The 13,229-nt window shown below is 53.8% G+C and carries 10 protein-coding genes and 1 pseudogene; all 11 read left to right on the forward strand.

Annotation, left to right across the window (positions count from 1 at the left end):
• Positions 1–313 precede the first annotated feature (313 nt).
• The 11 genes and pseudogenes from M6D81_RS21095 (at position 314) to M6D81_RS21145 (ending at position 12,969) form a co-directional block, all read left to right on the forward strand.
• Entirely contained in the window at positions 314–1,324 is a 1,011-nt protein-coding gene (locus M6D81_RS21095; RefSeq protein WP_262679009.1) for a LacI family DNA-binding transcriptional regulator, read from the forward strand.
• Between the two features lie 381 nt (positions 1,325–1,705).
• Entirely contained in the window at positions 1,706–3,382 is a 1,677-nt protein-coding gene (locus M6D81_RS21100) for a type 2 periplasmic-binding domain-containing protein (RefSeq protein ID WP_262679010.1), read from the forward strand.
• Positions 3,383–3,446: 64 nt separating this feature from the next.
• Positions 3,447–4,403: an ABC transporter permease gene (locus tag M6D81_RS21105; protein ID WP_262679011.1), complete on the forward strand. Its 957-nt coding sequence runs from the start codon at positions 3,447–3,449 to the stop codon at positions 4,401–4,403.
• A 12-nt stretch (positions 4,404–4,415) separates the two neighbouring features.
• Complete coding sequence (locus M6D81_RS21110) at positions 4,416–5,312, forward strand: carbohydrate ABC transporter permease (RefSeq protein WP_262679012.1); 897 nt, start codon at positions 4,416–4,418, stop codon at positions 5,310–5,312.
• 52 nt (positions 5,313–5,364) lie between these two features.
• On the forward strand, positions 5,365–7,140 hold the full coding sequence (locus M6D81_RS21115) for a glycoside hydrolase family 36 protein (RefSeq protein ID WP_262679013.1): 1,776 nt from the start codon (positions 5,365–5,367) through the stop codon (positions 7,138–7,140).
• 14 nt (positions 7,141–7,154) lie between these two features.
• Positions 7,155–8,540: an MGH1-like glycoside hydrolase domain-containing protein gene (locus M6D81_RS21120; protein WP_262679014.1), complete on the forward strand. Its 1,386-nt coding sequence runs from the start codon at positions 7,155–7,157 to the stop codon at positions 8,538–8,540.
• A complete protein-coding gene (locus tag M6D81_RS21125; protein WP_262679016.1) occupies positions 8,537–9,493 on the forward strand; it encodes a DMT family transporter in 957 nt (318 codons plus the stop codon). The genes M6D81_RS21120 and M6D81_RS21125 overlap by 4 nt, the downstream gene beginning before the upstream one ends.
• Positions 9,432–10,514: a M24 family metallopeptidase gene (locus M6D81_RS21130; protein WP_262679017.1), complete on the forward strand. Its 1,083-nt coding sequence runs from the start codon at positions 9,432–9,434 to the stop codon at positions 10,512–10,514. Before M6D81_RS21125 ends, M6D81_RS21130 begins: the two co-directional genes overlap by 62 nt.
• Positions 10,515–10,613: 99 nt before the next feature.
• Positions 10,614–11,711: pseudogene (locus tag M6D81_RS21135) on the forward strand (RNA-guided endonuclease InsQ/TnpB family protein); the annotation flags it as partial.
• A 129-nt stretch (positions 11,712–11,840) separates the two neighbouring features.
• Positions 11,841–12,620 (forward strand): LamB/YcsF family protein, encoded by a 780-nt coding sequence (locus M6D81_RS21140; RefSeq protein WP_262679018.1) that lies wholly within the window; start codon positions 11,841–11,843, stop codon positions 12,618–12,620.
• A gap of 145 nt (positions 12,621–12,765) precedes the next feature.
• Complete coding sequence (locus tag M6D81_RS21145) at positions 12,766–12,969, forward strand: YwbE family protein (RefSeq protein ID WP_262679019.1); 204 nt, start codon at positions 12,766–12,768, stop codon at positions 12,967–12,969.
• Positions 12,970–13,229: the final 260 nt, after the last annotated feature.

A 13,229-nucleotide genomic window follows, 5' to 3' on the forward strand; every position in this document is an offset into this window, starting at 1 on the left:
AACCTACACTGGAGAGCCGAAAAGGTGCGTACGAGTCGGAGTAGTGTATGAATCCTGCACTGGAGAGCTGAAAAGGTGCGTACGAGTCGGAGTAGTGTATGAATCCTGCACTGGAGAGCTGAAAAGGTGCGTGCGATCCGGACTAGTGTATGAAACCTACACTGGAGAGCTGAAAAGGTGCGTGCGAGCCAGAGTAGTGTATGAATCCTGCACTGGAGAGCTGAAAAGGTGCGGCAGAGGTTTTTTCGTTGCATAAAACGAAAATTGTTGCTAAAATATTTAGTAAAAGTTTATTAATGAGAGTGGTGACAGCATGGCAACGATAAAAGATATAGCCAAGATGACGGAATTATCCAGCGCCACCGTCTCGCGCGTTCTGAATAACGATTACAGTATCAGCGTAACGGACGAGACGAGGAAGAAAATTTTCGATGCCGCCCATAAACTGAATTACAAGAAAATAAAGACTCCGAGCGGCAATGGTAAAAAAAGCTTGCAGTTGGGCCTCATCGTCTGGTGCTCGGAAGAACGAGAGGATTCCGATCCTTACTTCCTGTCCATCCGGCAAGCGGTGGAGAAGGAGTGCAGCGAGCAGGGCATCGCTATTAGCAGCACCTTCCGGCGATACGAGAATCAGGAATTGCATATCGATGCCAGCCATCTGAACGCATTGATCGTAATCGGGAAAGTACACCCTGACTATTTGGACAGGTATCCGCATATTCGGAACGTCGTATCCGTTGACTATATATTCGACGAGCAGCGCGACGCGGTCATTACGGACTTCGAAGAAGCCACTGCGAAAGCCTTGGAGCATCTGTTCCAACTAGGCCATGAGCGGATCGGCTATATAGGCGGAACGACGGTTGAGTACACAAGCAAAGGGAACAAGCCGATATTGGATACGAGACAGATGAGTCATGAGAGAATAATGCAGGAGAAGGGGCTGTTCAGGCGGGATGATGTCTACGTTGGCGCCTGGACGATGGAAGGCGGCTATCAATTGATGAAGCAAGCGCTCGGCAAGCCGGACAGGCCGACGGCATTCCTGATCGGCAGCGATCCCATGGCGGTCGGTGCGGTAAGGGCGATAGACGAGTGCGGTCTGAAGGCGCCGGACGATGTGTCGATCGTCAGCTTCGATGACATACCGATTGCGGAATTTCTTAATCCGCCGTTAACAACCGTCAAGGTCCACACGGAAGAGATGGGCAAAATGGCGGTTAAGCTGCTGCTCGACCAAGTGGAAGGGCGCGAGGTTCCTCTTCATGTGCATGTACCGACCAAGCTGATGATTCGGCAAAGCTGCGGCGCGAAAAAATAGGTTATTAAAATTATGCTGAGTTGTTCTCCAGAGCAATTAAGCATTTTTTTATTCTATGGACTCTTGCGGACGGAAAATAAAGATGTTATGATTGCGTTGTGAAATATTTAGTTAATGTTTACTAAAACAAATATGGGTCAACTTTCAAGGGGTGAAAGGGGGAAGGCAAGAAGGCAGGAAGGCAAGAGGGCAAAAGGGCAATAGGTCAAGAGGGCAGGAGGGCAAAAGGGCAAAGGGCGAAAGGGCGAAAGGGCGAAAGGGCAAGAAGGCAAGAGGAATAAGACGTCGGCAAGCACCTCGTCGAGACAAGATCGGCAATGCAAGCAGATATGTAAGCGCTCTTAAGTGAATGGACCGACTCAAAAGAAAGAAGGGGTAGATATGAAAAGAACGGTTTCGTTAGTAGTGATTATGAGCTTGGCCATCCTGTTAGTCTCCGCTTGTTCCAGCAGCAACAACAATAATCAGGCGAACGACGTTCAGCCTCCCGCATCCGAGAAGGATTCAGGCAAAGAGGCGGTCGTGAACGAATTCGGCTGGACCGTCCCCGAGAAGACGATTGAGATCAACTTCTATGCCGGTCAAGACAACCCGGATAAGGTCGAAGAGAATCAGCAGTTGCTTCAGGCGTACATTCTGGAGCAATTCAACGTGAAGCTGAACAAAATCGTGTATGACGTGGATAAAAAAGAGAAGCTGAACCTGATGCTTGCTTCAGGCGATTACCCCGAGGTCATTACCGGCTTAAGCGCCGAAGACGTCGCTAAATGGGCGGCGCAGGGGAAAGCGATTGAGCTGAGTGAATACATCGAGAAGCAGGCGCCGAACATCAAATCGCAGCTGGGCGACTGGTACAGCTCGTACTTCGATAAAGACGGGAAGCTGTACGGACTGCCGCGCTATTGGGGGATTCTCCCGATTCCAGATTACTCCGCCCATATCCGGTACGACTGGTGGACGGCAATGGGATCGCCGGCATTCGAGACGCCGGAGCAGTATTTCGACCTCTTGAAGCAAATGCAGCAGCAGCATGCGACGAACAGCAACGGCGAGACTACCTATGCGCTGTCCAGCTACGCCCCGGTCACCAAAAACATGGTGCCTACGCTTGCCGGCATGTACGGTCTGAAGGACAGCTTCAAAGTGACGGACGAAGGAGAATTCACGCACTGGGTCAATACGGACGAAGGGCTGGAGCTGACGAAATATATCAATCGGTTCTATCGCGAAGGGTTGCTCGATCCCGATATGTTCGTGAACAAGTTCGAGAATTGGAAAGCCAAGTTCTCTACAGAAAGAGTGATGGGTCATATCGGAGCCTGGTGGCAATCCTGGAACGGCGGTCATGAAGTGTGGCAGAAGACGAACCCGGATTGGAAGGAAGAGCAGCGTTATATACAAGTCGCTTTGAAAGCGGATTCAGCAGATATGGCTTACCTGTCCGCCAAAAATGCGCGCAGCGGCAGCTTCACGATTATCACGGACAAAGCAAAGTCTCCGGAAAGTATTATCAAGTGGCTGAACTTCTCTGTTACCGACCTCGGCACGCGTCTGATCGGCTGGGGAGCGCCGAATCAGGCGGATTCCGTCTGGACCTTCAAGGACGGCAAGGCTGAATGGGTGGACGCCGCCCGCCGGCAAATTGTCGATGCGACCTGGAACTACGATCTCGGCGAGAAGATCGGTCAGGATATGTTCAACCTGGTGGAAGGGCAAGGCCTTATGAAGGACGACGGCAAGAGTACGTATTGGTTCGATCAGAACTTCAACGAAGAAGCCAAGTGGAAGAAGTTGATGAACGACAATCTGAAGGACACCATCTACGATTTCACGAGGGGCATTATCCCGATCGATCCCAGCACGCCGCTGGCGATTACAATGCAGCAGGTCGACGATCAACTGGAGACGTTATGGGCGAAAGCAGTCATGAGCGATACGGAGGAGGCTGCCGTCAGCAACTTCATGGCGCTGCGCGACAAGCTGAACAAAGCCGGGCTGAAAGATATCGAACAGTTCAAATCCGACGTATACAAGCAAAGAATGCAGGATTGGAAGTAGCAGTTGAGAGGAGGGCGCGAGAAGGCGCCTTCCTCCCGCAATTTTTTTCACGATGGAGGATCGTATGATGAGACGGAACCGGCAGGACACAGGACAGCATGCTTCTTCAACGGTCAGAAGGTTATGGCGGACGGCGGTGCGGGAAAGGCAATTTTGGTACATTTGCATTCCGATGATCGTATGGATCGCGGTTTTCCAGTATGCGCCGATGTACGGCATTATCATTTCTTTTATGAACTACATCCCCGGCAAGCCGATATTAAGCAGCGAATGGGTAGGGCTTGCGCATATTAACAGCTTTATTCAGTCCCCGGACTTCTGGCCAGTCATCCGCAATACGCTTGCGATCAGCGGATTGAATATTCTATTCGGCTTCCCGGCACCGATTATATTGGCGATATTGCTGAACGAGATACGCAAGCAGGCGTTCAAGAAGATCGTTCAGACGATATCGTATTTGCCGCATTTCATCTCCTGGGTAGTCGTGGCGAGCCTGCTGTTCACGCTCCTGGGCAATGAGGGTATTCTGAATCAGCTGTTGCTGGGATTGGGGCTGATTGACAAGCCGATCTCTTATCTGGGAGAAGGCAAGTACTTCTGGGGCATTATTACTTCGTCTAACATATGGAAGGATGTCGGCTGGTCGACCATCATCTACTTGTCTGCGATTGCAGGCGTCGATTCGGAGCTGTACGATGCAGGCAAGGTGGACGGACTCGGACGGTTCGGGATGAACTGGCATATCGTGCTTCCCAGCATCCGGTCCACGATTGTCGTCCTCTGGATACTGGGCATCGGCGGCATACTGAACGCGGGCTTCGAGCAGCAACTGCTCATCGGCAACGCGCAGACGAGAGAGTTCCATGAGGTCATCGATACGTACGCATACAAATACGGCATCCAGCTCGGCAATTATTCCTACGGAGCCGCGATCAGCTTGATGAAAGCGTTAATTGGCGTAACGCTTGTATTCGGAGCCAACCGTTTCAGCAAGAAAGTACTGGACACATCGATTATATAGGAGGGAGACGGGATGAATACAGGGTTTTACAAGCCAACGCTGGGAAGTCGGCTGTTCGATGGTTTCAACATCCTTTTTATGATCGTATTTTCGTTTCTGATGCTGTATCCGTTCATTAACCTGTTTGCGCTGTCGCTCAACGAAGGGACGGATGCGGCGCGGGGAGGCATTTATTTTTGGCCCCGCGTATTTACGCTGGAGAACTACTCCTTTATTTTGCAAAATGAGAAGATTTACGAAGGGCTTCTCATGTCCGTCCTGCGGGTGACCGTGGGGACGATCATTACGGTATTGGCGACCGGATTGCTGTCCTATGTCGTCACCGTCAAGCATTTCTCCGGCAGGAAGTTCATGCGGATCATCTTCCTGATTACGATTTACTTCGGCGGCGGCCTGATTCCGACTTATCTGTTAATGGTGAAGCTCGGACTGACCAACTCCTTCCAGGTGTACTGGATGCCGAGTATGCTGAGCGCTTATTTCATGCTGCTGATGGCTTCGTATATGCAGAACTTGCCCGATTCGCTGTTCGAGTCGGCCAGAATAGACGGCGCCAGCGAGCTTAGAATCTACGCCCAGATCGTCATCCCCACTTCGCTGCCCGTATTCGCTTCCATTGCCATATTCAGCTCGGTAGGCCACTGGAACTCCTGGTTCGACGTCATCTTGTACAATTCCAGCGGCGATTACGATACGCTGCAGGTGTATCTGAGGAAGATGCTGCTCGAAGTGGAAGCGCTGAATCAAGTGACCAATCAGCAGCAGGCGTATACGAAGTTCCGCAACATCTCTGCGGAGACGCTGCGCGCGTCGGTTACGATGATCGTGACGCTGCCGATCCTGTTCGTCTATCCGTTCTTTCAGCGCTATTTCGTAGGGGGCATCACGCTTGGCGCCGTCAAGGGCTAGTCACTCATACAGGGATAATCATGTTCAGCCACATAGAAGGAGAGAGAAGACGATGGTACAGGCAACTAGTGAAAAATTCCGATTACACGTTAAGGACGAGACGCAGTCGTTCCAAGCATCAATAGAAGCAACTGAAGTGGCGGAGGGGCTGGAGCGCGTCCGGATTGTGCTGGAGGCGCAACAGCCGGGACAGCCGCCGGAAGTGGAGATAGAGTGGTATCATCCCATCGTGGACATATTCGCATTCTGGCATCCCGCCTTGTATCGGAACAAGAGGTTCTATGTCGATTGGGAGAAGGGCTTCTCCTCCAAGTCATCCTCCTTCGCGCCGGTATGCAGTCTGTTCAGCCGAAGCGGACGCAACCGGCTCACATTCGCCTTCTCGGATGCGATGAATACGGTGGAGCTGAAGGCGGGCGTCAATGAGGAATCGGCCTCTTTTATTTGCAGCGTCAAATTATTCTCCGAGCCCTGCTCCCCGATCAATCGTTATGAAGGCACGCTCTACATCGACATGCGGGATATGCCGTACTACGATTCGTTGAATGAGGTCGGCCAGTGGTGGGCGGAGCTGCCCGATTACACGCCCGCACCTGTGCCGGATGCGGCCAGACTGCCGATGTACTCTACCTGGTACAGCTTCCACCAGCAGCTGTCTCCCGCAGAGATCGAGGAGCAATGCCGTCTGTCCAAGCCGCTCGGCTGCGACAGCGTCATCGTCGACGACGGCTGGCAGACGGAGGATAATGCGCGAGGGTACGCTTACTGTGGAGATTGGGAAGTATGCGTGGACAAGATGGGAGACATGCGGGCGCATGTCGAACGGGTTCAGCAGATGGGCGTGAAATATATGCTGTGGTATTCCGTTCCGTATGTGGGTATACACAGCAAGGCATGGAGCCGCTTCGAGCACAAGCTGCTGAAGTTCCTGCCGCAAGCCGGGGCGGGCGTACTGGACCCCAGATACCCCGAAGTGCGCAGCTATGTGATCGATACGTATATGAACGCGGTAAGAGACTGGAATCTGGACGGCTTCAAGCTCGACTTCATCGACCGCTTCCAAGCGGATGAGCATACCCTTCACAAGGATGATCCGGAGATGGATTACCGCTCCGTTCCCGAAGCGGTAGATCGGCTGATGAGCGATGTCATTCAGCGTCTCCGCGAGGTGAAGCCCGATATTATGATTGAATTCCGCCAGGCGTATATCGGTCCGCTCATGCGCAAGTACGGCAATATGTTCCGTGCATACGACTGTCCGAACGATCCGCTCGAGAACCGTGTCCGCGTCGTGGACATTCGCCTGATTGCGGGTGATACGGCCGTTCATTCGGATATGATCATGTGGCATACGGATGAGTCTGTTGAATCGGCCGCTATTCATATTATTAATATTCTGTTCTCCGTACCGCAGCTCTCCATGCGGGTCGAACGGCTTCCCGAGGCGCATCGCGAGATGGTGCAATACTGGCTCGGCTTCTGGCGGGAGCATCGGGATGTGCTGCTGGACGGGAAATTGATGCCGCAATCGCCGGAATCCAATTATCCGATCGTGACGGCATGCAATGGAAGCGAGCGAATCGTATGCGCCTATGAGGATATGGTCGTTAATCCGGGTACGGAGCTGCCGCCAGTCGTCATCATCGTGAACGGCACGGCCAAGAAGCGCGTCGTCGTGGAATGGCAAGCGGATTGGAGCGAGGCGGATATCGCCATTCGGAACTGTCAGGGCAAGACGGTCGTGCTGCGCAGCGGCGTTCGCCTGGAGCAAGGCTTGCACAGGTTCGACGTTCCGGTATCCGGAACGCTGGAAGTCGTGAGACGTTAGGGGAGGGATGCAGCATGAAGAGTCAGCCGCAGGAACGGACGAAGAGCATAGGGAGAGTTGCCGTCCGGACGTCGGATGAGCGATTGAACAAGGGGATCGCCTGGGCCAAGGAGCAAGCTTTGTCTTATGTCAATGACGGCGATCCCGTAGGCAAGTGGTATGAAGCCGCTTTGCCCGCAAGGGAAAGCTTCTGCGTAAGGGATGTGTCTCATCAAAGCGCGGGCGCCTATATGCTGGGTCTGAAGGATTATACGAAAAATATGCTTCATAAGTTCGCGCAGCATATTGCCGGAGAGCGGGACTGGTGCACGTATTGGGAAATGAACAAGGAAGATCGGCCGACGCCCGTCGATTATACGGACGACTCCGATTTCTGGTATAACCTGCCGGCCAACTTTGATTTTCTGCACTGCTGCTATCGGGAATATATGCGCACGGGAGACGAGGATTATCTTCATCATGCAGTCTTCACTCGCTTCTATGACAAATCGCTAACCGACTACATTGAGGTGTGGGACAAGGACGGCGACGGTACGCCGGAGCATTATGCCTATTATGGGAGACGAGGGATCGCTTCCTACGTAGAGGATGGGCTCCACCCGCTTGTGGCCGGAGACTTGCTGGCTGCGCAATATGCCGCCTTCCGCGCGTATGCGGAGATGAAGCGATGGTGCGGGCAGCAGGAAGAAGCGGAGAAGTGGCTGCGCAAAGCGGACGATCTTCAGGGGCAATATGAGACGGAATGGTGGGACGAGAAGGCCGGTCGCTTCAGCGGCTGCAAGCTGCAGGATCGATCGTTCCATAACGATTATTATAAATCCGCCAACTACTTGCCGCTGTACTTCGGCTTCATCGGAGATTCCCTCAAGCTGAAGCTGGCGCTGGAAGACGCGATCCGTTATGATGGATACAATGTGGAGGAGCAATCGCATCTGCCGGACATCTGCTGCAAGTACGGGTATCGCAATCAGGCGATGGAACAGCTCTTGGAGCTGACCGACGAGCGCTTGCACAGGAGAGAATATCCCGAGGTGTCATTCGCCGTGATGGGAGCGGTATACGCCGGACTGCTGGGCATCGAGCCTGACGCGCGCGAGCGGACGGTCGCGACGCTTCCGGGATTGCCGGATGAGCTTGGCTTCATTCAGGCAGATGCCGTTCCACTGTTCGACGGGGAGATCGATGTGCGGCATGAAGGCTGCGAAGCGAGCGCCATGACGAACCGCTGCAAGCATCCGATCCAGTGGACGGCGAAGTTCCCGGGCGAATACGAACGGTTATATGTGAACGGCAATCCGATGCCGCCGGCCTATGAGCGGGATTGGAACGGCGATGTCCACAGCAAGATTACGGTAGTATTAAAAGAGGGAGATACGGTACAGGTGAAATGTCATCTATGAGCAACACCCGGGCATATATCGCCATGATTCTTGGCGCGGCGGCTTTATCGACGTCGGCCATATTTGTGAAACTGACGGAGGCTCCGGCATCCGTCATTGCCTTTTATCGCATGTTGTTCTCCGCACTGCTTATTATGCCCTTGCTGATGGCGGACGCGAGAACCGGCTTAAGGCACATAAGGAGTTTTACTCGCCGCCAGTGGATGATGTGTCTGCTGGCCGGCTTTTTTCTTGCTGTTCACTTTGTGCTCTGGTTCGAATCGTTGAACTATACGTCCGTCACCAGCTCGACCGTGCTTGTGACGCTGCAGCCCTTGTTCGCAATAGCGGGAGGCGCCTGGTTGTTCCGGGAGCGACTGAGAATGGCTGCGATTGGGGGCGGTCTGCTGGCGATAGCGGGCAGCTTTATTATCGGTTGGGGCGATATGCAGATCAGCGGACTTGCGCTATTCGGCGATCTGCTGGCTCTAATGGGAGCGGCTGTCGTAACGGTCTACTTCATGATCGGTCAGAGCGTCCGCAAGGAGCTGGAGCTGTTCCCGTATACGTTCATCGTGTACGCTGCCAGCGCACTATATCTGTTCGTCTATTGCCTGGCCACAGGTGAAGCGCTGACGGGCTACGAGAGCAGCGATTGGCTATGGATGTTCTTGCTGGCGCTCATCCCTACTGTATTCGGGCAGACCGTCTTTAACTGGCTGGTGAAATGGCTCAGCGCGACGACGATCTCGATGAGCATCCTGTTGGAGCCTGTCGGCACCGCCATTTTGGCTTATTTTATTTTGGGAGAGATGGTGACGTTGCGCCAATTTATCGGCGGAAGCGTCATTTTGTGCGGAGTGGGCATTTTTCTCTACTATAATGGAAGAACGCGGGCAAAGGAGAATTGCAATGGAAGCATTAAACAGTCGGCTGACGAACGCCGTTCAGCGGATGCGTCAGCAGGGCGTTGACGCGCTTGTTGTCGGGAGTGTCGCGAATTTTTATTATTTTACGGGCAAGTGGATCGAGCCGCATGAACGGCTGCTTGCGCTAGTTATTAGAGGCGAGGGCGAGCCGCTCGTCGTAAGTCCGGAGATGCACCGGCAGGACTTCGAGCATAGTACGTGGGAATGCCTCTTCTGGTGGGATGGAGAGGATGCGATGGGAGTGCTGTCCCGCCATCTGCAAGAGACGGGGACGGTCGCGATCGATTCGCTGTGGTCAAGCGGCCACTTGCTGTCCCTTATGAAGTGCCGTCCGCGAGTAGCGTTCGTTGATGGAGAGCCGCTGCTGTCGGGCATGCGGCAAGTGAAGGACGAGACGGAATTGGCGATTATTCGCGAGGCGGGCGGGATCGCGGACAGGGTCATGGGGGCTCTTATGAAGAGCATTGCGCCCGGCATGCGCGAGCGGGAGCTTGTGGAGCTGTTGGGCAGTCTCTGGAAGAAGGAGGGGGTGTATGAGCAATCCTTCGCCCCGATTGTCGCAGCGGGAGCCAACGGCGCAAGACCGCATCATGTGCCGGATGATACAGTGGTCAAGGATGGGGATATGATTATTCTGGACATCGGCGGGCGCTTGAAGCATTATTGCTCCGACATGACCAGAACGGTATGCGTCGGCAGTGCGAGTGATGAGATGCGAACGGTGTACGAGCTGGTCAGAGCCGCGCAGCAGGCGGGACTGGATGCCGTCAAGCCCGGCGTTCCCTTCTCGGAAGTGGATCGGGCCGTCCGCGACGTCATTACGGCGGGCGGGTACGGCGACTACTTCACCCACCGGACCGGACACGGACTGGGCATCGACGTGCATGAGCTCCCTTCCGTGCATGGAGCGAGCGAGGCGATTGTCGAGCAACGCATGGTGTTCAGCGTGGAACCCGGCATCTATCTGCCCGGCCGATTCGGCGTGAGAATTGAGGATATCGTCATCGTCACGGAGAGTGGCTGCGAGCCGGTCAACAAGGTGGCGAAGGACTTGCTGATTGTATGAGGACCGCTTCCACTTTCATAGGTGGAAGTGCTGTTGGTGCAATCGCTGCGAATCGTCGCTTGAGGAAGTGGGAGTTCTGTCGGTTAGGTAGGGTAGAGAAGAGTGATGGAGCAGACGGATTATCGTTCGCTCCCGGCGCAGAGCAGTCAAGGGGTGATGAAGGCGGTGTTTCAGAATTGGCATTCCTTCTTCGCGAGCATCCGGGATTACCGCCAGCATCCGGAGAAGTATCGGGGAAGACCGCCCATTCCCGGCTATGCGCGAGGCAAGGTGAAAGAAGTGGTGTTCTCCAATCAGGATTGCGTCGTGAAGAATCGGAAATTTCTCAAGCTGCCAAAGACGAAGCTGCAACTGAATATCGGCAAGCTGGGCAGCAGCGGTGGAAAGCTGATGCAGGTGCGTGTGGTGCCGAGCCACGGACAATATGTGGTGGAGTTAATCTTCGCCTACCGGGTGGAACAGCAGGCCGCATCCCAAAGAAATAGACTTGCGATTGATCTTGGCGTCGACAATCTGGCAACCATCGTCACGACAACAGGTATGAAACCGTTGCTCGTGAAGGGCAAGATTGCGAAGGCGATCAATCAGTATTACAACAAGATGAAAGCGGATTATACAGGCATCCTTCGTCAAGGCAAGAAGCCGAATGAAGGGGCGTTTACGTCCAAGCGATTGGTACGTCTGCACCTGAAGCGTTACCGCCGGATCAAAGACATCTTCCACAAGGCGAGCCGTCAAATCGTCAAGCTGGCTGTGGAGCAAGGGATCGGCGTGATCGTCATTGGCCATAACGATGGCTGGAAGCAAGCGTCAGCGATCGGACGGCGCAACAATCAGGTGTTTTGCCACATGCCGCATCGGATGCTGATTGCGATGATCCAGTACAAAGCGGCTGAACAAGGAATCACGGTCACGCTGACGGAAGAAGCGTATACATCGAAAGCGAGTTTCCTGGACCAGGACCCGTTGCCGCGATATGGCGAAGAAGGAGAATGGAACTTCTCCGGCAAGCGAATCAGTCGCGGGATGTATAGGAGCATGAAGGGTTTGATTCACGCCGATGTGAATGGAGCAGCCAATATTATGCGAAAAGTATTCCCAAACGTATCTCTAAAAGATACAGATGGGATAGAGGGGTTGGATGGTAGCCAGTCCGTCAACGTGTCAACTCCGCTGGTGTTAAGCATCCTGAGATAAGGAAGATACATCAGAAACCCCCACTTCAACGTAAGCGATAGCTATCGTAAGTGGCGGGAGTATTCATTCACCACCTGTTCAAATGTATATAATATAGGTTGAAAGCAGTGGGCGGAGAGGGGATTGCATATGCTAAGTATTGATATCAACTGCGATATTGGAGAAGGGTATGGCGCGTACCGGATCGGGGCGGATGAGGAGCTGATGGGGCTGATTACGTCCGCCAACATCGCATGCGGCTTCCATGCGGGTGATCCCGGTATTATGCGCGCTTCCGTTCGTTCTGCCATGAAGCGCAATGTCGCCATCGGGGCGCATCCCGGTCTGCCTGACCGGGAAGGGTTCGGGAGACGAGAGATGGCGATAACGCCTAAGGAAGCCTATGATATGATCGTGTACCAGATCGGTGCGCTGCGGGCGTTCGCGGAATCGGAAGGCGGCTTCTTGTCGCATGTAAAGCCTCACGGGGCATTGTACAATATGGCGGCGAAGGAGAATGCGCTTGCGGAAGCCATTGCGGAAGCGGTATATAAGGTGGACGGAAGCTTGCTGCTCTTCGGACTGTCGGGCAGCGCACTTATTCGAGCGGGGGAGAGACTGGGGCTTCGCACGGCGAACGAAGTGTTCGCGGATCGCTCCTATGAGAGCGACGGTTCTCTGACGCCGCGAAGCATCGAAGGGGCGGTGCTGGCAAGCGAGGAGGCTGTGGCCCGACAAGCCGTCATGATGGTGAAGGAAGGCAAGGTTGCTACGCGGCAAGGCAGCGTGATCACATTGAAGGCAGACACCATATGCGTCCATGGCGATACGCCGGGAGCGGCGGATCATGTGCTGGCATTGCGAGAGTCGCTGGAGCGGGAAGGTATCTCCTTCAGGGCTATTGCCGCTGGTGACAACTCCCACGAATAAAGCCATGGGGTTCTAAGGGAAGGTGTAATGGATGTTGGGCTAGTGGTTGTGAGGAACAAAGTTTCACGGGATTATTTTTGGTCGATGGTTCCGAAAATGGTACGATTAGAACAACTAGAGATTAGAGCAGGAGTTGAAGTGCGGAATGGCATGGAATGGAAAATTGCGCAGCGACGTTAAGCCGGGGCTGGAAGTAGACATTGTGCTAAAAAGAGATCAACGGACGGGCGCGACTACGCGTGGTGTCGTTAAAGATATTTTGACCAATTCTCCTCAGCATCCCCACGGAATCAAGGTGCGGCTGCAAGACGGTCAAGTCGGCCGCGTTCAGAATATTGTAAGCCGGTGAGAACGGGATGCAGATCTAAGTGATAACAATCAGTAAGCTCAAGAAGGAATATTGGAACGACGCCATCGCTGAAGTTAACGGTTTACGTTGGACAGACTTTCATGCGAATCTCCATGTCCAACACGATATCCCGAACTTTGCCTAAGGAACAGGTTGAAGTGGAATGGGGGTGTGATGCGCGCAATGACGATCGTTATCCTGTTGCTGTACTGTGCACATTTCGGAGTTGCTCAGCATAAGAGCTCTACCCAATGACCATG

It is taken from the genome of Paenibacillus sp. J5C2022 (assembly GCF_025567625.1).
Taxonomy (GTDB): Bacteria; Bacillota; Bacilli; order Paenibacillales; family Paenibacillaceae; genus Pristimantibacillus.

Excerpts from the sequence above, each read along its gene's own strand:
- M6D81_RS21140 (WP_262679018.1), top strand. The coding sequence starts at position 11,841 with ATGCTAAGTATTGATATCAACTGCGATATTGGAGAAGGGTATGGCGCG.
- M6D81_RS21100 (WP_262679010.1), top strand. The coding sequence starts at position 1,706 with ATGAAAAGAACGGTTTCGTTAGTAGTGATTATGAGCTTGGCCATCCTG.
- M6D81_RS21130 (WP_262679017.1), top strand. The coding sequence starts at position 9,432 with ATGGAAGCATTAAACAGTCGGCTGACGAACGCCGTTCAGCGGATGCGT.
- M6D81_RS21095 (WP_262679009.1), top strand. The coding sequence starts at position 314 with ATGGCAACGATAAAAGATATAGCCAAGATGACGGAATTATCCAGCGCC.
- M6D81_RS21115 (WP_262679013.1), top strand. The coding sequence starts at position 5,365 with ATGGTACAGGCAACTAGTGAAAAATTCCGATTACACGTTAAGGACGAG.
- M6D81_RS21120 (WP_262679014.1), top strand. The coding sequence starts at position 7,155 with ATGAAGAGTCAGCCGCAGGAACGGACGAAGAGCATAGGGAGAGTTGCC.
- M6D81_RS21145 (WP_262679019.1), top strand. The coding sequence starts at position 12,766 with ATGGCATGGAATGGAAAATTGCGCAGCGACGTTAAGCCGGGGCTGGAA.
- M6D81_RS21110 (WP_262679012.1), top strand. The coding sequence starts at position 4,416 with ATGAATACAGGGTTTTACAAGCCAACGCTGGGAAGTCGGCTGTTCGAT.
- M6D81_RS21105 (WP_262679011.1), top strand. The coding sequence starts at position 3,447 with ATGATGAGACGGAACCGGCAGGACACAGGACAGCATGCTTCTTCAACG.
- M6D81_RS21125 (WP_262679016.1), top strand. The coding sequence starts at position 8,537 with ATGAGCAACACCCGGGCATATATCGCCATGATTCTTGGCGCGGCGGCT.